This window comes from Stenotrophomonas nematodicola, from assembly GCF_009467805.1.
In the GTDB taxonomy this organism is placed as follows: Bacteria; Pseudomonadota; Gammaproteobacteria; order Xanthomonadales; family Xanthomonadaceae; genus Stenotrophomonas; species Stenotrophomonas nematodicola.
The window spans coordinates 534,880-557,331 of the sequence record NZ_WIAY01000002.1 but is presented as its reverse complement, the minus strand read 5'-3'; the positions used below and the strand labels follow the sequence as shown (position 1 = coordinate 557,331).

20 protein-coding genes and 1 pseudogene are annotated in these 22,452 nt (G+C 65.4%); 13 read left to right on the top strand and 8 right to left on the bottom strand.

Going from position 1 to position 22,452, the window contains the following annotated elements:
• Positions 1 to 79 precede the first annotated feature (79 nt).
• Complete coding sequence (gene hslU / locus GDJ08_RS09985; protein WP_136005180.1) at positions 80 to 1,456, top strand: ATP-dependent protease ATPase subunit HslU; 1,377 nt, start codon at positions 80 to 82, stop codon at positions 1,454 to 1,456.
• 352 nt (positions 1,457 to 1,808) lie between these two features.
• Positions 1,809 to 2,561 carry a hypothetical protein gene (locus GDJ08_RS09980; protein ID WP_229296487.1) on the top strand — a complete coding sequence of 251 codons (753 nt, stop codon included), beginning with the start codon at positions 1,809 to 1,811 and terminating at the stop codon, positions 2,559 to 2,561.
• 176 nt (positions 2,562 to 2,737) lie between these two features.
• On the opposite strand, the gene GDJ08_RS09975 is transcribed toward GDJ08_RS09980, so the two are convergent.
• Positions 2,738 to 2,956 (bottom strand): hypothetical protein, encoded by a 219-nt coding sequence (locus GDJ08_RS09975; RefSeq protein ID WP_017356656.1) that lies wholly within the window; start codon positions 2,954 to 2,956, stop codon positions 2,738 to 2,740.
• Between GDJ08_RS09975 and GDJ08_RS09970 the strand changes: the two genes are divergently transcribed.
• Together GDJ08_RS09970 and GDJ08_RS09965 are read left to right on the top strand one after the other, a co-directional pair.
• The gene (locus GDJ08_RS09970) at positions 2,950 to 3,459 is read left to right on the top strand and encodes a hypothetical protein (RefSeq protein WP_153164796.1); all 510 of its coding nucleotides are present in this window, start codon (positions 2,950 to 2,952) and stop codon (positions 3,457 to 3,459) included. The two genes, GDJ08_RS09975 and GDJ08_RS09970, sit on opposite strands and share 7 nt — an antisense overlap.
• 691 nt (positions 3,460 to 4,150) lie before the next feature.
• Positions 4,151 to 4,534 (top strand): hypothetical protein, encoded by a 384-nt coding sequence (locus GDJ08_RS09965; protein WP_153164795.1) that lies wholly within the window; start codon positions 4,151 to 4,153, stop codon positions 4,532 to 4,534.
• An 827-nt stretch (positions 4,535 to 5,361) separates the two neighbouring features.
• On the opposite strand, the gene GDJ08_RS09960 is transcribed toward GDJ08_RS09965, so the two are convergent.
• The gene (locus tag GDJ08_RS09960; protein WP_229296486.1) at positions 5,362 to 5,937 is read right to left on the bottom strand and encodes a CPBP family intramembrane glutamic endopeptidase; all 576 of its coding nucleotides are present in this window, start codon (positions 5,935 to 5,937) and stop codon (positions 5,362 to 5,364) included.
• 230 nt (positions 5,938 to 6,167) lie between these two features.
• Positions 6,168 to 6,836, bottom strand: coding sequence for a TetR family transcriptional regulator (locus GDJ08_RS09955; protein WP_017356653.1), 669 nt, complete (start codon positions 6,834 to 6,836; stop codon positions 6,168 to 6,170).
• Between the two features lie 234 nt (positions 6,837 to 7,070).
• On the opposite strand from GDJ08_RS09955, the gene smeD reads away from it, so the two are divergent.
• The 3 genes from smeD to GDJ08_RS09940 all read left to right on the top strand — a co-directional run bounded on the left by smeD (position 7,071) and on the right by GDJ08_RS09940 (position 12,846).
• Positions 7,071 to 8,249 (top strand): multidrug efflux RND transporter periplasmic adaptor subunit SmeD, encoded by a 1,179-nt coding sequence (smeD, locus tag GDJ08_RS09950; protein WP_017356652.1) that lies wholly within the window; start codon positions 7,071 to 7,073, stop codon positions 8,247 to 8,249.
• 12 nt (positions 8,250 to 8,261) lie between these two features.
• Positions 8,262 to 11,396, top strand: coding sequence for a multidrug efflux RND transporter permease subunit SmeE (smeE, locus tag GDJ08_RS09945; RefSeq protein ID WP_017356651.1), 3,135 nt, complete (start codon positions 8,262 to 8,264; stop codon positions 11,394 to 11,396).
• A gap of 61 nt (positions 11,397 to 11,457) precedes the next feature.
• The gene (locus GDJ08_RS09940; protein WP_153164794.1) at positions 11,458 to 12,846 is read left to right on the top strand and encodes an efflux transporter outer membrane subunit; all 1,389 of its coding nucleotides are present in this window, start codon (positions 11,458 to 11,460) and stop codon (positions 12,844 to 12,846) included.
• Between the two features lie 22 nt (positions 12,847 to 12,868).
• Here GDJ08_RS09940 and GDJ08_RS09935 read toward each other — a convergent pair whose 3' ends face one another.
• The 4 genes from GDJ08_RS09935 to GDJ08_RS09920 all read right to left on the bottom strand — a co-directional run bounded on the left by GDJ08_RS09935 (position 12,869) and on the right by GDJ08_RS09920 (position 14,773).
• Positions 12,869 to 13,294, bottom strand: a complete 426-nt coding sequence (locus tag GDJ08_RS09935; RefSeq protein ID WP_017356649.1) for a low affinity iron permease family protein — start codon at positions 13,292 to 13,294, stop codon at positions 12,869 to 12,871.
• A 92-nt stretch (positions 13,295 to 13,386) separates the two neighbouring features.
• Positions 13,387 to 13,719 (bottom strand): hypothetical protein, encoded by a 333-nt coding sequence (locus GDJ08_RS09930; protein ID WP_017356648.1) that lies wholly within the window; start codon positions 13,717 to 13,719, stop codon positions 13,387 to 13,389.
• 58 nt (positions 13,720 to 13,777) lie between these two features.
• The gene (locus tag GDJ08_RS09925) at positions 13,778 to 14,068 is read right to left on the bottom strand and encodes a hypothetical protein (RefSeq protein WP_153164793.1); all 291 of its coding nucleotides are present in this window, start codon (positions 14,066 to 14,068) and stop codon (positions 13,778 to 13,780) included.
• Between the two features lie 252 nt (positions 14,069 to 14,320).
• The gene (locus GDJ08_RS09920; protein ID WP_017356646.1) at positions 14,321 to 14,773 is read right to left on the bottom strand and encodes a nucleoside deaminase; all 453 of its coding nucleotides are present in this window, start codon (positions 14,771 to 14,773) and stop codon (positions 14,321 to 14,323) included.
• 77 nt (positions 14,774 to 14,850) lie between these two features.
• Here GDJ08_RS09920 and ubiE point away from each other — a divergent pair, with 77 nt between their 5' ends.
• The 5 genes and pseudogenes from ubiE (at position 14,851) to GDJ08_RS09895 (ending at position 20,021) form a co-directional block, all read left to right on the top strand.
• Positions 14,851 to 15,612, top strand: coding sequence for a bifunctional demethylmenaquinone methyltransferase/2-methoxy-6-polyprenyl-1,4-benzoquinol methylase UbiE (gene ubiE / locus GDJ08_RS09915; protein ID WP_017356645.1), 762 nt, complete (start codon positions 14,851 to 14,853; stop codon positions 15,610 to 15,612).
• Positions 15,613 to 15,680: 68 nt separating this feature from the next.
• Positions 15,681 to 16,540 (top strand): annotated as a pseudogene (locus GDJ08_RS09910) (GGDEF domain-containing protein).
• Between the two features lie 51 nt (positions 16,541 to 16,591).
• Positions 16,592 to 18,517, top strand: a complete 1,926-nt coding sequence (locus GDJ08_RS09905; RefSeq protein ID WP_165699787.1) for a M1 family metallopeptidase — start codon at positions 16,592 to 16,594, stop codon at positions 18,515 to 18,517.
• A 149-nt stretch (positions 18,518 to 18,666) separates the two neighbouring features.
• A complete protein-coding gene (locus GDJ08_RS09900) occupies positions 18,667 to 19,395 on the top strand; it encodes a hypothetical protein (RefSeq protein WP_153164791.1) in 729 nt (242 codons plus the stop codon).
• Positions 19,383 to 20,021, top strand: a complete 639-nt coding sequence (locus GDJ08_RS09895) for an HAD family hydrolase (protein WP_136005154.1) — start codon at positions 19,383 to 19,385, stop codon at positions 20,019 to 20,021. The genes GDJ08_RS09900 and GDJ08_RS09895 overlap by 13 nt, the downstream gene beginning before the upstream one ends.
• Positions 20,022 to 20,112: 91 nt before the next feature.
• Here GDJ08_RS09895 and GDJ08_RS09890 read toward each other — a convergent pair whose 3' ends face one another.
• Positions 20,113 to 21,051, bottom strand: a complete 939-nt coding sequence (locus GDJ08_RS09890; RefSeq protein WP_017355499.1) for a carbohydrate kinase family protein — start codon at positions 21,049 to 21,051, stop codon at positions 20,113 to 20,115.
• A 275-nt stretch (positions 21,052 to 21,326) separates the two neighbouring features.
• Between GDJ08_RS09890 and GDJ08_RS09885 the strand changes: the two genes are divergently transcribed.
• Positions 21,327 to 22,373 carry a rod shape-determining protein gene (locus tag GDJ08_RS09885; RefSeq protein ID WP_017355500.1) on the top strand — a complete coding sequence of 349 codons (1,047 nt, stop codon included), beginning with the start codon at positions 21,327 to 21,329 and terminating at the stop codon, positions 22,371 to 22,373.
• Positions 22,374 to 22,452: the final 79 nt, after the last annotated feature.

Here is a 22,452-nt window from a genome sequence, read left to right as displayed (position 1 = left end):
GGCGCCGACCCGATACATGGCGTAGTGCCGGCCGCTGGCCGGCAATCTCGATCAACCACATTCACTCGTGAGCACACCCATGCCGCACAAGATTGAAGTTTCTTCCGCCACCATGACCCCGCGCGAGATCGTGCAGGAACTGGATCGGCACATCGTCGGCCAGCATGATGCCAAGCGCGCGGTCGCCATCGCGCTGCGCAACCGCTGGCGCCGGATGCAGTTGCCGGCCGAGCTGCGCAACGAAGTCATGCCCAAGAACATCCTGATGATCGGCCCGACCGGCGTCGGCAAGACCGAAATCGCGCGCCGCCTGGCCACGCTGGCCAATGCGCCGTTCGTAAAGGTCGAAGCGACCCGCTTCACCGAGGTCGGCTACGTCGGCAAGGATGTGGAGCAGATCATCCGCGACCTCGCCGACACGGCGGTCAAGCTGTATCGCGAGCAGGCCAAGGTGCGCGTGCGCAATCAGGCCGAAGAGCGCGCCGAGGACCGCATCCTCGATGCGCTGCTGCCGCGCCGCAGCACCGGTATCGGCTTCGATGCCGAGGCCGCACGCAATGAGCCGTCCGCGCAGGACAATGAAACGCGGATCAAGTTCCGCCGCATGCTGCGCAATGGCGAACTGGACGAGCGCGAGATCGAGCTGGAAGTCTCGGCCAATGTTGGCGTGGACATCATGACCCCGCCGGGCATGGAGGAAATGGGCCAGCAGCTGCGCCAGATGTTCTCCAGCATGGGCGGCGCCAAGGCGCAGAAGCGCACGCTGAGCATCAAGGCCGCGCGCCCGCTGCTGATCGAGGAAGAGGCCGGCAAGCTGGTCAACGAAGACGACATCCGCAGCGCGGCGATCGAAGCGTGCGAGCAGCACGGCATCGTGTTCATCGACGAGATCGACAAAGTCGCCAAGCGCGGCGAAGCCGGTGCGTCCGGTGGCGACGTGTCGCGCGAAGGCGTGCAGCGCGACCTGCTGCCGCTGGTGGAAGGCTCCAACGTGTCCACCAAGTACGGCACGGTCAAGACCGACCACATCCTGTTCATCGCCTCCGGTGCGTTCCACCTGGCCAAGCCCAGCGACCTGATCCCCGAGCTGCAGGGCCGCTTCCCGATCCGGGTGGAACTGGGCGCGCTCAGCAAGAATGATTTCGTGCGCATCCTCACCGAGCCGAAGGCCGCGCTGACCAAGCAGTACGAAGCGCTGCTGCTCACCGAGGGCGTGTCGGTGGCGTTCACCGCCGATGCGGTCGACCGCTTGGCCGAGATCGCGTTCCAGGTCAACGAGCGGCAGGAAAACATCGGTGCCCGCCGCCTCCACACGGTGCTCGAGCGACTGCTCGATTCGCTCAGCTACGAGGCCCCGGACCGCGACGGCGAGACGATCAGCATCGACCACGCCTACGTGGACGCCCATCTTGGCGAGCTGGTGCAGGATCCGGATCTGAGCCGCTACATCCTGTAAGGGGAGGGTGGCATGAATTGAAAGGGCGGCACTTCGGTGCCGCCTTTTTTTCGTTGGCTCGGCTTTGGCGGGACGGTGCGGGTTTGCGGGGGCAAGGTCAACGGCGTATTCGATTGGGGGCCATGCGTTGAACGGGCGATTGGGGTAATCGGCAGTCGTCGCGCGACCGACGCTACCTACGTTCGTCCGGCATCCACGGAATCGCCCCGTGCCCTTCATGCGACCCGTCTCGGCGGATCCATGCGCTGCGCACCATGCGCCACGGCGATCAGAAAACTCTGACATCGGTGCAGGGAAACCGCGCGTCGCGCTCCCGGTTTGCCATTTTGCCAAATTTGGCAACTCCAACCCATTGGCGCGCCTCTCACGTTTCATTACCTCCGGCGATGAGCAGCTGATCGCCGACGGCTGGAACATGACGCCCATCTACCGGGATGCCATGTCGCTGGTCACCAAGACCATCAGTGGCCCGGGCATGCCCACCGCGCAATGGACATACCAGTACACCAACCTGGGGTGGGAATACGACCGGAACCTGACTCAGCAAGGGTGGCCCATGATTCCTGCAGGTCAGTCGGAACCCAAGATAACGATCGAACCCTTACCCGATGGCGTGATCAAGACCTACGAGTTCGGCAAGGAAGTCGCCTACAACGACGGCCTGCTGCTGGGCACTACCACCACCAGCGGCGGCAACGTGGTTCGCGTGGACCGGAACAGCTACTACCCCAACGCGCAGTTGCCCAGCGCGCCGTTCCCGCAGGCCGCCGGCCGCAACCTGAAGTATGGAGCCACCGAACTGGGCGAGCACCTCAATCGCCCGGTACAGAGCACCACCGTGCAGCAGGACGGCGTGTTGTTCACCCGTCAGGTGCAGACGTTTGATGCGTCCATCCGCGAAGTCGCCGTGGTGGAATCCAACAACGCCGGCTTCAGCCGCAGCAGCAGCACGGAGTACTACGACAATGCGCAGCTGTGGGTGCGCGGGCAGACCGCCCGCGGCATCGTCAACGGCATCGAGCAGTCGCGTACCGAGTTCGACGGCAACACCGCCCAGCCGCTGCGCGCCCAAACTAGCCCAGCAATCTCACAGCGCGAGGCGTAAGAGCAGGCGGAAGCCCCGCTGAAATTGCAAATCTGAAGAACTGGAAGGTAAAAATAGACACTACGGCCGCCGCAGCTCCATCCACGGGTGCCGCAGGTGAAACGACAGCTAGACTCGTAGACGGTAAAGTGGATCAAGTTCAGACTACGCTAAGCAATATGATTCAGGCTCTAGAGTCACCGGGCGAACTGAAAATGAACGGTGGCTTGGTTGCCCAGGGCGGAGACACTGCCAAGGCCGCATTTGGCGTCCATGAATTCGCTGGTCATGGAAACGCAGAAGACCTTAGGATGGACTCCGCCGCAGGTGCCGAGAACATGGCAAGTGATCGTGCCGTAGAGATACTTTCCAAAGGCAAAGAACTGCTGGTCAAGCCCAGGATTGAAAGATGACATTTCCTACAGTGCTCGCAACCCTCTTCGCGGTGGCTAACGCCCAGTCCGCTCTTCCACAGTATGGTGGGGACGCAGGACAGTATCGCTATGAAAGCGTCTCAGATCTATCCTTCGAAACCTCCGCGATCACAATTGATCTGGACAAGAAGACGCTTGTTTACCCTGCAACAGTGACCGAAATTGAAGCGTGCCCTGCCAATCGCAGCCGGTGCTTCAAGACAACGCGGATGAGCTTCTGCGCACCGACCGATCCGGAGATGCGCGCGAAGGAATGGGAATGTGGAGATGGGGATCTCATTTTCAAGCTAGAGGGCGAGCGCACGTTGCGCATACTCGGCGACGAGATCCACACCTTCGTGATTTCACGTCATGGGACCGAGTACTTCTACAGCCCTGAACGTGGGCTCGTGATGTTCAGGTTCATCAACCAGCCTATCTCCGAGGTGTACTGGTCTGTAGATGGGCGAGGATTTGGAACTGACGAATCCGCGGCCTCGAGGTAGGTGTCTTGATCGGGGTCGATTGCAGACCGGGCACAAACGGCAGCCACGCGACTCTGATCCAGTACTCCAATATTCGCTCGGGGAGCACGAGCCAACAACGTACCCGTAGCTCGACTACCGCGCGCCGGTCAGCAGTTCGGCCGGCTGCACCGGCTACAGCGCCACCGCCACCACCGCCGTGACATACCCGCTGACGGCCGCCCCCAGTCCAAGTGCCCCCACCCGTGTGGGTCCGGGCAGCATCGGCATTGGCTGGAACCCCGTCGCCGGCGCGACCCGCTACACCCTGCAGGAAAGCGCCAACGGTGCGGGCTGGGTCACGCTGTTGTCTGATGGCCGCACGTCGGTCGGGGTCAGCCGAGGCAATGGCAGCTATGCCTACCGGGTGCAGGCTTGCAACTTCGTCAATTGTGGGGCTTGGTCGGGGTTTGCCACGGTCAATGTGGCACTGCCGCCCCCGGCCACTTCTCAGGGCAGCAACCTACAAGGACGGCTACACTGACGATCACGTCATGGCGAATCGCTCGGGCACTAGGCTTCGAGCTTCCGGTGAAAATGGAATCACTCGCAACGACACTACACAGAAGCTTAAGCTCAGCGACTTCAAGGGCGTGTTCCGAGCGGAAGGAAGGCTGGACGCAAAACGATTGGATCGACAATTCTCCTGAAAGTGATGGCAGGAGCACCAAACGTGACCGCGCACAACTCGCTACGAATTTCAGGCATCACTGTGGTTGTCGTTGCAGCTTTGAGCGCAACGTCATGCAGCAGCCCGCAAGGCTGCAACTATTCCGTGATCAACCACGAATCCCATAGCAGTCTCGCACAGCACTACGAAGTTAATGTGCAAGGTGCATTGGCAAAGGATAGCGTCCCTGAAGGACCAGCCATTGAACTACAGCTGATAACTGTACAGGTAGAGTTTCCGAAGCCGAGCACAAGAGCGTGGAGAGTATTCTACGCGCTGACCGATTCTGGGGGGCGCTATTTGTCGTCTGGGACTTGCGCACTTGGCCTGCAGGAATGCAGCAAGATGATGATTGATGCAGCACGCGCCGCGTGCCATGTAAAATGAACGTAGTGGCATACCGCGCGTTGGCGCTCACGTTGATTGGCGGCTTGATGCAGGGATGCGGAAGCGGGGAGGCCGTTTCGGAGAAATCCATCAACGATCAACCAGACAGTTCTTTAGCTGCTGAATACATGTCGGCGATAGCTGGAGTGGCCGAGGGCCGCCTTTCGCCGCTTTCAAAGCTGAACTGCAGCGCTCGAGTTGTTTCGGCCGTAAGTGGATATGACATCGGCACTGGAGAGCGTGTGCGCACGCGTGTCTACTACGTACTTTTGCGCGAAGATGGAAAGCTGTTGCACGCTGACAGCTGTGGAGGATCACCATCTGAATGCACAAGCATAATCGAGGCACGTGCGCGCTCGACCTGTCCTGTGCAGTAGAGGGAAGTGTCGTGAGAGGCCTTCACAACTACAGCGCGGTACTTCCGAGTGTTACCGCTTGAGGCCCGGGAGCGGATCGAATCCGGGAGTATGGAAAGCATCTGGAAAGCCCCTTGGGCGATCCATGCTTTCGCGGAAGCGGTCAGGGTTCAGCACGACCACATCGCCTTTGTTGAACCATTGCAGGACGTCAAAGTGCTTGGAGCTCTCCGCCCAGCCACACGCGTGTAGAAGACTGTTTCGCATACGGCGCATGTCGGAGAACGGTGGGGAGCGCACAGCGTTCAAATCCAGGCCCAACGCACTGGCAATCTCTCCCCGGGTTCTATGCTCCCAGTGAGCATGGATCGACACAATGTCCAGCGATGACGGGGTGCGGATGTTGAACCCATCCGGCGCAGGCCTGGAGACGAGCGCCCAGAGTGGACACATGCCGCCCGGGCAGTGACGTTACCTGTTGGTCGGCGAGAAGTTCTGAGCCCCGCGCGTCTTTCGCCACTGGATGCACGCGATCGCGGCAGCGAAGAAGACGCTGCACAGGTAACTGCCTTCCGGCCCTTGCGCGCCACCGGTCAGGGTGTCGAGGCCTTGCGGGCGCAGCGCCACCAGCAGCGCCGGCAAGTGCGCATCGATGCCGGTGACGGGCAGTTCGAAGCCGGTCGCGAGCAACCAGTTCCACCCCGTGTGCCAGCCCATCACGCCCCAGATACTACCGGTCCGCAACGTCCAGGCGCAGGCGAGCAGCGAGAACAGGAACGTGCTGAGTATGACCAGGGGCGGCTGGTGCGGACTGAAATGCAGGAAGCAGAAAACGAGCGACACCAGCAGCACGGCCACCGCGACATTGGTCTTGCGCGCCACCGCCGACAGCATCCAGCCGCGGAAGATGACTTCCTCCAAGCTCGCCTGGAACATGAAGCTCAGTAGCAGCAAACCGATGTGCAGCAGACTGAGAACGCTGTTTGGCACAACTACGCCAGCATCCGCTACCGCTGCAATGCGGTGCCTTTGATCTTCGGTGGTCATCGGCCACCTGCCGAAGGCCGGCCGGGGCGGGTTTGTGGGACCGTCTAGATCAGGGGTGTGTTTGACGAGCCTCCAGGGACGGATTCACGGGGTGTCCCGCAAACCCGCCCCGGACGGCCAAACCCACGGAACCGATGCCCACCGGCTGTCCGCCTGACTGCATGAGGCCGCCCGGCGGAGCCGGCACCCAGGGAACCCATGCAATCCGAGGAGCCGGCCAGCGGCCGGCACTACGCCTCGTCGTCGGTCGGCAGCGCCGTCGGCGCGGCACCCGGGGTGAACACACCCGGCTTCACGAACGCGCTGAGGATCGCGTCCAGGGTCTCCGCCCCGTCGCGTTTGATCTCGAACAGCTCCGGTTCCAGCATCGCGCTGTACAGCACGCCGGTCAGGCTGGTGCTGACGATGCGGGCCACCGTGTCCACGTCCACGCCGTCACGCAGCTGCCCGAGGTCGCGTGCGCGCTGGAAGGCGGCCGCGAAGATGGCCAGCTCCTCGCGCGAGGCCTCCAGCTGCAGCTGCTGCATTGCCTGGCTCTCCACCGACAGATCGTTGCGCAGCATGATCTCCATCATGTTGCGCAGGCGTTCGTCGTCGGCCAGTTCCTGGAAGGACACCAGCAGCGCCGAGCGCAGGTCCAGTACGGGTGTGGAGCGCTTGGAGGAGGTCGTGCGGCGCAGGCGTTCGATGAACGGGATGCGCTCGCGGTCGATCATGGCCGTCAGTACTTCGGTCTTGTTCTTGAAGTGCCAGTACACCGCACCGCGGGTAAAGCCCGCCCGCGCGCCGATCATCGCCAGGCTGGTGCCGGCGACCCCGTATTCATGGAAACAGGCCTGGGCGGCATCAAGGATGCCTTCGCGGGTGGCCTGCGCCTCTTCTTTGGTTTTTCTGGCCATTGCGCTACGCAGGTGCTGGATGAAACCGGCCTGAATTGTACCGCTTTACAAACAAACCTGCATGTATGTATATTTGCGCCCCACTGATCCTCGCCAAGCACCGCCTGCCTTGCGCCGGCAGGCACTCAGCCAGGTTTTGTCTGCATTTGTCGCCCTGTTGGCCGTGATTCGCTGCTTTATTGGTGGAGTTCGTGGCGGGGTGCCCCTTATTCGTACCTGTGAGCCCACGCTGCCATGTCCCGATCCCCCTATCGCTTCCTCGCGCTGTCCCTCGCGATCGCCCTGACCGTGTCCGCCTGCGGCGGCGGTGCCCCGGAGGGGCCGCAGGGCGGTCCCGGCCAGGTCACCGTGGCCACCCTGAAGGCCGAGCAGGTCGGGCTGACCCGTGAACTGCCGGGCCGCACCACTGCCTTCCTGGTGGCCGAAGTGCGCCCGCAGGTCAGCGGCATCGTGGCCAAGCGCCTGTTCACCGAAGGTGGGCTGGTCAACGCCGGGCAGGCGCTGTACCAGATCGACGACGCCAGCTACCGCGCCCAGGCCAACAGCGCCCGCGCCCAGCTGGCCCGCGCCGAAGCCACCGCCAATGCGGCCCGCCTGAGCGCGCGGCGCATTGCCGAGCTGGCCAAGGTCGATGCGGTCAGCACCCAGGACAACGAAAATGCGATCGCGGCGCTGAAGCAGGCCGAGGCCGACGTCGGCGCCGCCCGCGCCGCGCTGGATGCGGCCAATGTCACCCTCGGCTATGCGCGCATCACCGCGCCGATCAGCGGCCGCATCGGCAAGTCCTCGGTCACCCAAGGCGCGCTGGTCAGCGCCGGCCAGGCCGAGGCGCTGGCCACCGTGCAGCAGCTCGACCCGATCTACGTCGACCTGACCCAGTCGGCCAGCGAACTGCTTCAGATGCGTCGCGAACTGGCCACCGGCCGCCTGCAGGACAACCAGAGCCTGCCGGTGACCATCCTGCTCGATGACGGCACCGAGTTCGCCCACAAGGGCACGCTGGAATTCTCCGAAGTCAGCGTCGATCCCACCACCGGCAGCTACGCGATGCGGGTCAAGGTCGACAACCCCGACCAGATCCTGATGCCGGGCATGTACGTGCGTGCGCAGGTCGGCAGCGGCGTGCGCGAGAACGGCCTGCTGGTGCCGATGCAGGGCGTGGCGCGCGATCCCAAGGGCGATACCACCGCGATGGTGGTCGGCAAGGACAACAAGGTCGAAGTGCGGCCGGTCAAGGTCAGCCGTGCGGTCGGCAGCAAGTGGCTGGTCGAGGACGGCCTGAAGGCCGGCGACAAGGTCATTGTCGAAGGGCTGCAGAAGATCCAGCCGGGCATGCCCGTGCAGGCCACCGAGATGGGCGCTGCGCCGGCCAAGCCGGCCGCTGCGCCGGCGGCTCCGGCCGACAAGCAGTAAGCGGAGAATCCAATGGCACGTTATTTCATTGATCGCCCCATCTTTGCATGGGTGATCGCGATCATCATCATGCTTGCCGGTGCGCTGGCCGTGGTGAAGCTGCCGGTCTCGATGTACCCGGAAGTGGCACCGCCGGCCGTCGAGATCAGCGCCACCTACCCGGGTGCATCGGCCAAGGTGGTCGAGGACTCGGTGACCCAGATCATCGAACAGAACATGAAAGGCATCGATGGCCTGATCTACTTCTCGTCCAACAGCTCGGCCAACGGCCAGGCGACCATCACCCTGACCTTCGAGAGCGGGACCAACCCGGACATCGCGCAGGTGCAGGTGCAGAACAAGCTGCAGCTGGCCATGCCGCTGCTGCCGCAGGAAGTGCAGCGGCAGGGCATCAACGTGGCCAAGTCGAGCAGCGGCTTCCTGCAGGTGATCGGCTTTGTGTCCAACGACGGCAGCATGGATGCCAACGACATCTCCGACTACGTCGGCTCCAATGTCGTCGATCCGCTCAGCCGCGTGCCGGGCGTGGGCAACATCCAGGTGTTCGGCGGCAAGTACGCCATGCGCATCTGGCTGGACCCCAACAAGCTGCACACCTACAAGCTGTCGGTGGATGAAGTCACTGCGGCGATCACCGCGCAGAACGCACAGGTGGCCATCGGCCAGCTTGGCGGTGCGCCCTCGGTGAAGGGCCAGCAGCTCAACGCCACCATCAACGCGCAGGACCGCCTGCAGACCCCGGAGCAGTTCCGCAACATCCTGGTCCGCGGTGGCACCGACGGCAGCGAGCTGCGCCTGGGCGATGTGGCCCGGGTCGAACTCGGTGCGGAAAGCTACGACTTCGTCACCCGCTACAACGGAAAGCCCTCTACCGGTATCGCCATCACCCTGGCCACCGGCGCCAACGCGCTGGACACCGCCAACGGCGTCCGCGCGGCGCTGGAGGACATGAAGGCCAACTTCCCGGCGGGCCTGGAATCGGTGGTGCCCTACGACACCACGCCGTTCGTACAGGTCTCGATCAAGGGCGTGATCAAGACCCTTATCGAAGCGATCGTGCTGGTATTCGTGGTGATGTATCTGTTCCTGCAGAACTTCCGTGCCACCCTGATCCCCACCATCGCCGTGCCGGTGGTGCTGCTGGGTACGTTCGGCATCCTGGCCGCGCTGGGCTTCTCGATCAACATGCTCACCATGTTCGCGATGGTGCTGGCGATCGGCCTGCTGGTCGATGACGCCATCGTGGTGGTGGAGAACGTCGAGCGCATCATGTCCGAAGAGGGCCTGTCACCGCTGGAGGCCACCCGCAAGTCGATGGGCCAGATCACCGGCGCGCTGGTCGGCATCGGCCTGGTGCTGTCGGCGGTGTTCGTGCCGATGGCCTTCATGAGCGGCTCCACGGGCGTGATCTACCGGCAGTTCTCGGCGACGATCGTCTCGGCGATGGCGCTGTCGGTGCTGGTCGCCATCGTGCTGACCCCGGCGCTGTGCGCCACCATGCTCAAGCCGCTGAAGAAGGGCGAGCACCACGTGGCGCACCGTGGCCTGGCCGGTCGGTTCTTCAACGGCTTCAACCGTGGCTTCGACCGTTCCAGCGAAACCTACCAGCGTGGCGTCAAGGGCATCCTGGCGCGGCCGTGGCGCTTCATGTCCATCTTCGCCGCGCTGGCGGTGGTGATGGGCCTGCTGTTCGCGCGCCTGCCCAGCTCGTTCCTGCCCAACGAAGACCAGGGCATCTTGATGGCGCTGGTGCAGACCCCGGTCGGCGCCACCCAGGAGCGCACCCTGGAGGCGATGTACAAGCTGGAAGACCACTTCCTGAAGAACGAGTCCGAGGCGGTCGAATCGGTGTTCATGGTGCAGGGCTTCAGCTTCGCCGGCATGGGCCAGAACGCGGGCATGGCCTTCATCAAGCTCAAGGACTGGAAGGACCGGAATGCCGACCAGGGCGTCGGCCCGATCACCGGCCGCGCGATGGGCGCGCTGGGCCAGATCAAGGACGCCTTCATCTTCGCCTTCCCGCCGCCGGCGATGCCGGAGCTGGGCATCGGCTCGGGCTACACCTTCTTCCTGAAGGACAACAGCGGCCAGGGCCACGAGGCCCTGCTCAACGCGCGCAACCAGCTGCTGGGCGGTGCCGGTGAGAGCAAGCTGCTGGCCAACGTGCGCCCGAACGGGCAGGAAGACACCCCGCAGCTGCGCATCGACGTGGATGTGGAGAAGGCCAACGCGCTGGGCCTGTCGGTGGCCTCGATCAACAACACGCTGGCCACCGCGTGGGGCAGCAGCTACATCGACGACTTCATCGACCGTGGCCGGGTCAAGCGCGTGTACGTGCAGTCCGATGCGGACTTCCGCATGAATCCGGACGACTTCAACGTCTGGTCGGTGAAGAACGCCAAGGGCGAGATGGTGCCGTTCAGTGCCTTCGCAACCAAGCGCTGGGACTACGGTTCGCCGCGCCTGGAACGCTACAACGGCGTATCGGCGATGGAGATCCAGGGCGAACCCGCCCCGGGCGTGGCCTCGGGCGATGCAATGGCCGAGATCGAGCGCATCGCCAAGGACCTGCCGCCGGGCTTCGAGATCGAGTGGACCGCGTTGTCCTACCAGGAACGCCAGGCCGGTTCGCAGACGCCGCTGCTGTACACGCTGTCGCTGCTGATCGTGTTCCTGTGCCTGGCCGCGCTGTACGAGAGCTGGAGCGTGCCGACCTCGGTGCTGCTGGTGGCGCCGCTGGGCATTCTCGGTGCCGTGCTGGCCAATACCATGCGCGGCATGGAACGCGACATCTACTTCCAGGTCGCGATGCTGACCACCGTTGGCCTGACCAGCAAGAACGCGATCCTGATCGTGGAGTTCGCCAAGGAGAACCTTGAGAAGGGCGCCGGGTTGATCGAAGCCACCATGCATGCCGTGCGCGACCGTCTGCGCCCGATCATCATGACCTCGCTGGCCTTCGGCCTGGGCGTGCTGCCGCTGGCGATCGCCTCCGGTGCCGGTTCCGGCGCGCAGCGTGCGATCGGTACCGGCGTGCTCGGCGGCATGGTGGTAGGCACGCTGCTGGGCGTGTTCTTCATCCCGCTGTTCTTCGTGGTGGTGCAGCGCGTGTTCAACCGCAAAACGCGCAGGACCGGCGATGCCTGATGCGCTCGATCCATGCTCTGCTTGGCGCCGGCCGTCGGCCGGCACTACCCGGGAAATCGTTATGAAACACGCTTCTTTGATTCTCTCCGTCGCAGTTGCGCTCTCGCTTGCCGGCTGTGCCACCCTTGAACCACGGAGCACCGAGGTCGCCCCTGCGATTCCCGCGCAGTGGCCCGTCAGCACGGTGGCCGATGCGTCGGCCACCCCGGTCGCCGATATCGGCTGGCGCGACTTCTTCGTCGACCCGCGCCTGCAGGCGGTGATCGGCCAGTCGCTGGACAACAACCGCGACCTGCGCGTGGCCGTGCTCAACGTCGAGCGCGCCCGTGCGCAGTACCGCATCCAGCGCGCCGACCGCGTGCCGGCGATCGCCGCCCAGGGCCAGATGACCCGCAGCGGCGGCGACGCGCCGGTGACCGAGCAGTTCAGCGCCAATCTGGGCGTGGTCGAGTTCGAGCTGGATCTGTTCGGCCGCGTGCGCAATCTCAGCCAAGCGGCGCTGCAGCAGTATTTCGCCGAGGCGGCCAACCGCCGCAGCGCGCAGTTGTCGCTGGTGGCCGAGGTTGCCAATGCCTGGCTGACACTCGGCGCCGATGCCGAGCAGCTGCGCATCGCCCAGGCCACGCTGGCCACCTATGAAGACTCGCTGCGCCTGACCGAAGCGCGGCACCGTCTGGGCGGTGCCTCGGCGCTGGAGCTGAGCCAGACCCGCACGCTGGTGGAAACCGCCCGCACCGATGTCGCGCGCTTCGGAGGACAGGTCGCGCAGGACCGCAATGCGCTGGTGCTGCTCGCAGGCGGTCCGATCGACGAGGCACTGCTGCCGCAGGGTGAAATCACCGAGGTCGCGGCCGTGCAGCCGCTGCCGGCCGGCGTACCGGGTGATGTGCTGCTGCGGCGCCCGGATGTGATGGCCGCCGAGCACACGTTGATGTCGGCCAATGCCAACATCGGCGCGGCGCGCGCGGCGTTCTTCCCGTCGATCAGCCTGACCGGCAGTGTCGGTTCGGCCTCGTCGGAACTGTCCGGCCTGTTCGACAGTGGTACGCGTGTGTGGAGCTTCATTCCGAAGCTGAACCTGCCGATCTTCCAGGGGGGCAAGCTGCGCGCGAACCTGGGCATGGCCACTGCCGATCGCGATATCGCGTTGGCGCAGTATGAAAAGGCCATCCAGTCCGGCTTCCGCGAGGCAGCCGACGGACTGGCGTTGAACCGCAGCCTGGCCGAGCAGCTGCAGTCCCAGCAGGCACTGGTGGCAGCGGCCGATCAGGCGCAGCAGCTGTCGCAGGCCCGCTACGATGCCGGCCTGGACAGCTTCCTGACCCTGCTCGATGCGCGCCGCACCGCCTACAGTGCGCGCCAGTCGCTGGTCACCACGCAGCTGGCGCAGCAGTCCAATCAGGTGGCGCTGTACAAGGTGCTGGGCGGCGGCTGGCACGAGCGCGGCTGAGCACGCCGGTACGACGGGGCGGTTACACCGCCTCGTCGTCCCGCCGCATCGGATGGCCGGATGCGCGCACGCGCTCCAGCGCATCGCCGGCTTCGCGCGCCATGCGCTCGTATTCGCGGCGGATCTCTTCCAGCCGTTCCTCGTCCAGTTCTTCCAGATCGAGAAGTTCGTTGTTCGCCTCGGCGTTGGCGCGGATCAGCTCATCGAGCTTGATCTGGATCGCGGCGGTGTCCGCGTTCTGGCTGTGCTGGATCAGGAACACCATCAGGAAGGTGATGATCGTGGTGCCGGTGTTGATCACCAGCTGCCAGGTGTCGTTGAACTTGAAGATCGGGCCGCTGGCGCCCCAGATCACCACAATGGCCAGCGCGCCGAGGAACGTCCACGGCGTTCCTGCGGCATAGGCCGCCTTTTTGGCGACCAGGTTGAACACGCGTCGGAGTGTCATGCGGCACGGCAGGGTGGTTGCGGTGCCCCATCATGGCCAGGCGCGCTGTGCAGGCGGCGTGCAGCGCACGCGACGTGTTCGCGCGACGTGGATCAGGCGCGCGCGCCCAGGCGCGGTCGCGAGGCCAGGTCCTGGCGACCTGCACGGTAGACGTGTTCCCAGCACTGCTCGACGAAGTCGCGGGCCTGGTCTTCGCTAAGGCGCGGCATGATCTGCAGTGCGTAGTGGGTCTGGAAGGATTCGTCGCGCTGTTCGTCGCTGGCCCGGGGCTGGGTGATCAACGAATCGCAGGCGAATTTGATCCACGGTACGTAGTGCCCGAAGGAACCGGAGCCCAGCGTGCCGTCGGCGTGGCGCTGACGCCAATGGCCGACTTCGGCGTCGACGTCGATCACGGCGGGGATGGAAAGCGAGGCGGATGACATGGTTGCGTCGATATGGAAGGAGGGAGTCAAGAGTGCGTAATACCGGGTGCATGCGACGTCATGGCGATGTCGAGCCGGTGTGGCGGCCATCGCTGAAAGATTCAGGGCACGCGCTGCCGAGCAGTTGCGCGTGGGCAACGACGCCAAGGCGCTCGGCCAGCGTGGCGAGCTGGTTGCATACGTCGATGCAGCGCTTGGGGTGGGAAAGCATCAGCTCGTTCTGGATGGCCTGGTAGGCACTCCAGAAGGGCGCGGAGTTGCGGTGGCGGGTGTAGGACGCCTGCAGTTGTTCCCAGGCGAGTGTCATGTCCGGTTCGACGGCGGCGGTGCGGGATACTCGGGCGTTCATGGCGTCTCCTCGACGATGCAGCCCCCTGTGCATCCACCATAGGCGGTCAACGATGCCCATTTGTTACTGCCGCGTGTTCAGGGGGTGCGGCACATGTGCGCACCGTGTCGCGTTCTGCCGCGCAGACGCTGCTGGCACAACGCGTTTGCCCCGCCGCCGGCAACTGAAGCGTTCATAACGCCGTTCCGCGGCGGGGCGCCGACGGAGCACGGGCGCGCCCGAATGCCGCAGCGCGCCGTGGATCGGACGCTGTTACTCGCCGATGTCTTCGTTCCAGACCTCGGGATGGGCCGAGATGAATCCGCCGAGCAGGTCGATGCAGGTCTGGCTCTGCATGTCGATCACCTTCACGCCATTCTCGCGCAGCCACTCGATGCCGCCCTGGAAGGTGACCGATTCGCCCACCACCACGGTGCCGATGTTGAACTGGCGCACCAGGCCGCTGCAGTACCAGCAGGGGGCCAGGGTGGTAACCATGATGGTGTCCTGGTAGCGGCGCTGGCGGCCGGCCTTGCGGAACGCGTCGGTTTCGCCGTGAACCGAGGGGTCGCCTTCCTGCACCCGTCGGTTGTGGCCGCAGCCGAGCAGGCGGCCGTCGTTGTGGTACAGGGCCGCGCCGATCGGGATGCCGCCTTCGGCCAGGCCCTGGCGGGCTTCGGCGATGGCGGTTTCGAGCAGGGCGGCGTAGTCGGGGGTGGTGATCATGGTCGGTCCGGTAAACAGGAGTGGCCATGATAGGCGGTGGGTGCCGCAGCGTGGCCAGCGGTGCGATAATCGGGGCCATGAGCGAATCCCCCTACAAGACCGGTACCACCCATTTCGGCTTCCGCGATGTCGCCGCCAAGGACAAGCAGAAGCTGGTGGGCGAAGTGTTCACCTCGGTCGCGCGCAGCTACGACCTGATGAACGACCTGATGAGCCTGGGCATCCACCGGGCCTGGAAGCGCTACTACGTGGCCACCGCGCAGGTGAAACCGGGCGACCGGGTGCTCGACCTGGCCGGGGGCACCGGCGACATCGCCGCGCTGATCAAGGAGCGCGTGGGTGAGGACGGTGAAGTGGTGCTCGGCGACATCAACGCCGGCATGCTCTCGGTGGGCCGCGACCGGCTGACCAACCGGGGCCTGGTGTCGGGCCTGCAGTACGTCCAGTGCAACGCCGAGGCGCTGCCGTTCCCGGATGCCAGCTTCGATCTGGTCACCATCGCCTTCGGGCTGCGCAACGTGACCGACAAGGACGCCGGCCTGCGCGAGATGTACCGCGTGCTCAAGGTCGGCGGTCAGGCGCGGGTGCTGGAGTTCTCCGAGGTCACTGCCGACTGGTTCAAGCCGATCTACGACTTCCACTCGTTCAAGATCCTGCCCAAGCTGGGCCAGCTGTTCGCGCGCGACGGCGACAGCTACCAGTACCTGGCCGAGAGCATCCGCAAGCACCCGCCGCAGGAACAGCTCAAGACCATGATGGGCGAGGCGGGTTTCGCACGCTGCCACTACAAGAACCTGACCGGCGGCATCGTCTCGATCCACTCCGGCTACAAGGTTTGAGACCCAGTTCCGGTTCCCGCTGAGGGAGCTCGGCGACACTGCGGGCAGGCTGTCGGAGAGGGCCTGCCATGCGTCTTTACCGCGGGCTGACCCGCGTGTTCCGCCGTTCGTTCAGCGCCAAGCTGATGGCGGTGGTGTTCGTTGGCGTACACGTGCCATTGCTGGTGCTGCTGCTGTGGATGGCCGTCAGCGGCCACGACGCGCACGCCACCCTGTGGCCGGTGGTGGGGGTGGTGCTGGGCGCCACCGTGGTCGGTACGGCGATGGCGATGCTGGCGCTGTACCGGCTGATGGCGCCGCTGCGCCAGGCAGCGGACGCGCTGGAGGCCTACTACGACGAGCAGCGCCTGCCGCACCTGCCCGACCTGGGCCACGATGAGATCGGTCGCCTCCTGCGCAGCATCAACCGCAACCTGCACGGCGTCGATGCCGGCCTGCGCGATCTTCGCCGCAACGTGCTGCTGGACCCGCTGACCCTTGCCTTCAACCGCCGCGGCTGCGAGCAGGCGCTGGCCGATGCGGCGCGGTTGGCGCAGTCGCGGAGGCAGCCGTTGACGCTGTTCGTGGTCGATCTGGACAACCTCAAGCCGATCAACGATGCGCACGGCCACCTGGCCGGCGACCAGGTGCTGGTGCGGCTGGTGGACTCGGCGCGGGCCTGGTTGCAGCCCGGCGAGGTATCGGCCGCTGGGGCGGCGACGAGTTCCTGCTGGCGGTGCAGGGCCAGCACGAGGCGGCATGCGGACGGCTGCGGCAGTGGCTGGCCGGGCTGGCGGCCGAGGGCGCGGCGATGCCGCTGCGGGCCAGCGCGGGCGGAGCGGCCTACCGGCCGGGCGAGGATCTGCGCGAGCTGTACCGGCGCGCCGATGCAGCAATGTACCGGGCCAAGTACGCAGGCGGAGCACGGCTGCTCTGCGAGGGCGACTGAATAGGGGAGGTGGGGGGTAAACTGGTGGTTTCACCCCGATCGGTCCCGTACATGCGATCTCCGTTCCTGCTGATTCCCCTGGCCGTCGCGCTCGCCGCCGGCTGTTCCAAAGAGCCTGCCGCGCCCACCGCCGACCCCGCCGCCCAGACGCCGAGCGCCACCGCCGTGAAAGCCGACAACCGCAGCCACGACGAAAGCTCCTACGCCGAGCCGGACAAGGTCGTCATCAAGGACCTGGCGCTGGATCTGACGCTGGATTTCGACAGCAGGCAGATTGGCGGCACCGCCACCTACACCCTGGAGTGGAAAGACAAGGCGGCCAAGCAGCTGGTGCTGGATACCCGCGAGCTGACCGTGGAAAAGGTCGAGGCGCTGGGTGCCGACGGCAAGGCGTCGCCGCTGGCCTTCGTGCTGGCGCCGGCAGACAAGGTGTTCGGCAGCAAGCTGAGCATCGAGGCGCCGGAGCAGCCGGCCAAGGTGCAGATCACCTACCACACCGCGCCGACCGCCTCGGGCCTGCAGTGGTTGGAGCCGTCGATGACCGAGGGCAAGCAGCTGCCCTTCATGTTCAGCCAGTCGCAGGCCATCCACGCGCGTTCGTGGGTGCCGCTGCAGGACACCCCGAGCGTGCGTTTCACCTACACCGCGCACGTGGTGTCGCGCCCGGACGTGATGGTGCTGATGAGCGCCGACAACGATCCCAAGGCCGCGCGTGACGGTGACTACACCTTCAAGATGCCGCAGCCGATCCCGTCCTACCTGCTGGCCATCGCCGCCGGTGACCTGGTGTTCGAGCCGATTTCCGGCCGCTCCGGCGTCTGGGCCGAACCGACGATGGTCGGCAAGGCGGTCAAGGAGTTCGAGGACACCGAGAAGATGATCGGTGCCGCCGAGAAGCTGTACGGCGAGTACCGTTGGGGCCGCTACGACATGCTCGTGCTGCCGCCGTCGTTCCCGTTCGGCGGCATGGAGAACCCGCGTCTGACCTTCGCCACCCCGACGGTGATCGTGGGCGACAAGTCGCTGGTGTCGCTGGTGGCCCATGAGCTGGCGCACAGCTGGTCCGGCAACCTGGTGACCAATGCGAGCTGGAAGGACATCTGGCTCAATGAAGGTTTCACCACCTACGTGCAGGGCCGCATCACCGAAGCGCTGTATGGCCAGGAAATGGCCGAAATGGAGCGTGAGATCGACCAGAACGACCTGCTCGCCGAGGTCAAGGACATGAGTCCGGCCGACCAGGCGCTGGCGCTGCCGCCGCTGACCGAACGCGATCCGGACGAAGCGCTGAGCAACGTGGCCTACGTCAAGGGCTCGTGGTTCCTGCAGTTCCTGGAGCAGCGCTTCGGCCGCGAAACCTTCGATCCGTTCCTGCGTGGCTGGTTCGATGACCATGCCTTCCAGAGTGCGAACACGGACCAGTTCGTTGCGTACCTGAAGAAGAACCTGCTGCCGAAGAAGCCGGGCGCCGTCACCGACGCCGAACTGAAGGCGTGGCTGGACGAGCCGGGCATCCCGTCGTTCGCGACCAAGGCCCGCTCGCGCAACTTCTCCATCGTCGACACCGCGCGCATTGCCTGGGATGGCAGTGGCACGCTGCCGACCCAGCAGATCACCGGCGAGTGGGGTACCCAGGAATGGGTCCACTTCATCGACGGCCTGGGCAAGACCCTGCCGGTGGAAAAGCTGGCCGCGCTGGACAAGGCCTACCACTTCACCGGCACGGCCAATGGCGAAATCGCCATGCGCTGGTACCCGCTGGCGATCCGCAGCGGGTATGCCGAGGCCAATGAGGCCGCCGCAGCGTTCATCGAGCGCGTCGGCCGTCGCAAGCTGATCCTGCCGATCTACGCCGAACTGGTGAAGACCCCCGAAGGCCTGGTGCTGGCCAAGGCCGCCTTCGAGAAGGCCAAGCCGGGCTACCACCCGATCACCACCGCCTCGGTGCAGGACATGCTGGACAAGGCAGGCAAGTAATCCCGATGGCCGGCCGGCGAGGTCGGCCCATCGGCGTCACGCGATGCAATGCCTGAAAACGACGGGGAAACCCGTCGTTTTCGTTTGTTCGGCAGCGGTGGGCGCAACCTCGGTAAACTCGGGGAAAACTCCCGAACCGGACGTCTGCAATGAAACGACTGATCCTCATCGCGACCTGCACGCTGGCCCTGGCTGCCTGCAGCAATCCCGAAGAAGAGCGCAAGGCACAGGCCGCCGCCGCTGCCGCTGCCAAGGCGCAGCAGGAAGCGAAGGCCGAAGGCGTGGCCAAGCAGTACGACATGGCGGTGGCCGCGCAGGACTGGGAGCGGGCACGCATCCACGGCGGATCGCTGCTGGACCAGTACAAGGACACCGACGTGGCGGCACGGATCGAACCGGGCTATGCCGAGGTGAAGGCCAAGGCCGAGGCCGCGCGCGAGCTGCGCCGCATGCAGGCCCTGTGGCAGTACAACCAGATTCCGGTGGGCAAGGGCACGCAGTTCTCGGCGCAGATCTACAGCAAGGAGCGCGTGGACGTGGACGGCAGCGGCGCCAAGACGGTGCAGCTGGTGTTCCGCGACCACCCCAAGTGGGAACGGCATGCCTACCTGGTGCTGCAGGCCGGCGACTTCCGCTGCCCGCAATGCAAGGTGCAGGTCAGCGTGGACGGCGGCAAGCCGATCGCGATGGCGGCCTGGCGCCCGCGGACCGACGAGGCCATTGCGATGTTCATCACCGATCAGAAGGCGCTGTGGAAGCTGGCGCGCAAGGCCAAGGTGATCAGCATCGAGTTCCCGGTCAAGGCCGGCGGCACCCGCACGGCGGTGTTCGAAACCGGCGGGCTGGATACCGCCCGCATGCCCAAATGGTGGGAGTGACCGTGGGCGATGCCACGCGGCCGGTAGCGGCGCCCCTGTCGGCGATCCGCCATTGGGTGTTCGATATGGACGGCACTCTGACCGTGGCGATGCACGACTTCGACCGGATCAAGCGCGCGCTGGGCATTCCGATCGAGGAGGACATCCTGGTCCACCTGGCCGGGCTGCCGGCCGAGCAGGCCACCGCCCGGCATGCCTGGCTGCTGGAGCACGAGCGGGCGCTGGCCGAGGTCGCGCAGCCCGCCCCGGGCGCGGTGGCACTGGTGCGTGCGCTGCAGTCACAGGGCTGCCGGCTCGGCATCCTGACCCGCAATGCGCGCGCGCTGGCCGAGGTGACGCTGCAGGCGATCGGGCTGGGCGACGCGTTCGGTGTGGACGACATCATCGGCCGCGACGAGGCCGAGCCGAAGCCGTCGCCGGCCGGACTGCTGCACTTCGTGCGGCGGTGGCAGGTGGACCCCGCGCAGGTGGTGATGGTGGGTGACTACCGCTTCGACCTCGAATGCGGTCGCGCGGCGGGCACCCGCACCCTGCTGGTCAATGCCCCCGACAACCCGTGGCCAGGCATGGCCTGCTGGCACCTGGCCGATTGCCGCCAGGTACTGGAAACCTGGCAACGCCCGTAGAGCCGGGGTTTACCCGGCTGCCGTCGGTGCGATGGCCGCTCCACCCGGTGCCGCGCAGCGCACGGCCATCGGGCGGATGCGGCGTCTGCCGTTACGCGTTCAGCGCGTAGCCGAACTGCTGCTTGAACTGCTCGTTGAACTCATCGAAGGTGAAACGCTGGTTCTGCGTGCCCGGGTGTTCGACCTTCAGCGCGCCCATCAGGTTGCCCATGCGGCCGATGGTCAGCCAGTCGTAGCCCTTCTCGATGCCGTAGATCAGGCCGGCGCGGAAGGCGTCGCCACAACCGGTCGGGTCGACCACGCGGCGCTCGTGCGCCGGCGGGATGTCGTAGGTCTTCTCCGGGGTGTGGATGACCGCACCCTTCGGGCCGCGGGTGGTGATGTAGGCCTTGACCCGGCTCACGATCTGCTTTTCATCCCAGCCGGTGCGCTCCTGCAGCAGGTTGGACTCGTAGTCGTTGACCACCACGTAGTCGGCCTGCTCGATGAACGTGCGCAGTTCAGGGCCGTTGAACAGCGGCATGGCCTGGCCCGGGTCGAAGATGAACGGAACGCCACCGTCGAAGAATTCCTGCGAATTCTGGATCATGCCTTCGCGGCCGTCCGGGCCGACCAGGCCCAGGGTCACGCCCGGCACGTCCTTCACGTGGTTCTCGTAGGACCGCATCATCGCGCCCGGGTGGAAGGCGGTGATCTGGTTGTTGTCGTGGTCGGTGGTGATGAACGCCTGCGGGGTGAACAGCTCGTCGATCACCTTGACCCGGCTCAGGTCGATGCCCAGGCCCTGGAAATATTCGCGGTAGGGGCCGAAGTCCGAGCCCACGGTGCCCATCGGGATCGGCTCGCCGCCCAGCAGGTGCAGGTTGTAGGCGATGTTGCCGGCGCAGCCGCCGAACTCGCGGCGCATGCGCGGGACCAGGAACGACACGTTCAGGATGTGGACCTTGTCCGGCAGGATGTGATTCTTGAACTGGTCCGGGAACACCATGATGGTGTCGAAGGCAAGAGAACCACAGATCAAAGCGGACATCGATTAAGGCCTATGCGGAAAGGGTGTTGAGGCCCGTCGGGCGGGCAACGAAACGGCGCCCTCGGGCGCCCTGCGGCGCAAAGGTTAACGGGTGAGACGCCACAGGGCCAGAACCCGGGCTGTCCGGATTGGGCTGAATGGCCGTGAAGGCTGGCTTTGCACCAGATTTGTCCTTGCTCGCGCACAGGGGGATTGCTAGGCTTGTCGGCCTCGAATTCTGCCCATTTTTTCGCCATCCCGCGTTGGGCGCGACACCCCTCAGGATCAACTCCCAGATGTTCAAGAAACTGCGTGGCATGTTCTCCAATGACCTGTCCATCGACCTGGGCACGGCCAACACCCTCATTTACGTACGTGGGCAGGGGATCGTGCTGAACGAGCCGTCGGTCGTGGCCGTGCGCCAGGACCGCGCCATCGGTGGCACCCGTTCGGTTGCCGCGGTCGGCGCCGAGGCCAAGCAGATGCTGGGCCGTACCCCGGGCCATATCACCACCATCCGCCCGATGAAGGACGGCGTCATCGCCGACTTCACCTACACCGAGGCGATGCTCAAGCACTTCATCAAGAAAGTGCACAAGTCGCGCTTCCTGCGCCCGAGCCCGCGCGTGCTGGTCTGTGTCCCGGCCGGTTCGACCCAGGTCGAGCGCCGCGCGATCAAGGAATCGGCTGAAGAGGCCGGGGCGCGCGACGTGTTCCTGATCGAGGAGCCGATGGCCGCCGCGATCGGTGCCGGCATGCCGGTGACCGAGGCGCGCGGTTCGATGGTCATCGACATCGGCGGCGGCACCACCGAGGTGGCCGTGATCTCGCTGAACGGCATCGTCTATTCGGCGTCGGTGCGCATCGGCGGCGACCGTTTCGACGAGTCGATCACCAACTACGTGCGCCGCAACCACGGCATGCTGATCGGTGAAGCCACCGCCGAGCGCATCAAGGTCGAGCTGGGCTGCGCCTACCCGCAGGCCGAAGTGATCGAAATGGAGATCTCCGGGCGCAACCTCGCCGAGGGTGTGCCGAAGATGATCAAGATCAGCTCCAACGAGGTGCTCGAAGCCCTGCACGAGCCGCTCTCGGGCATCGTCAGCGCGGTCAAGCTGGCGCTGGAGCAGACCCCGCCGGAACTGTGCGCCGACGTCGCCGAGCGCGGCATCGTGCTGACCGGTGGTGGCGCCCTGCTGCGCGACCTGGACCGTCTGATCTCCGAGGAAACTGGCCTGCACGTGCAGGTGGCCGACGACCCGCTGACCTGCGTGGCCCGGGGTGGCGGCCGTGCGCTGGAGCTGGTGGACATGCACGGCAACGAGTTCTTTGCGCCGGAGTAAGCCGTACCGGCCCTGTTCCAAGGACGCGCCCCTGCGGCGTGATGCCGGTGGCGTGCGCGCCACGCCGGGCATCGCAGCG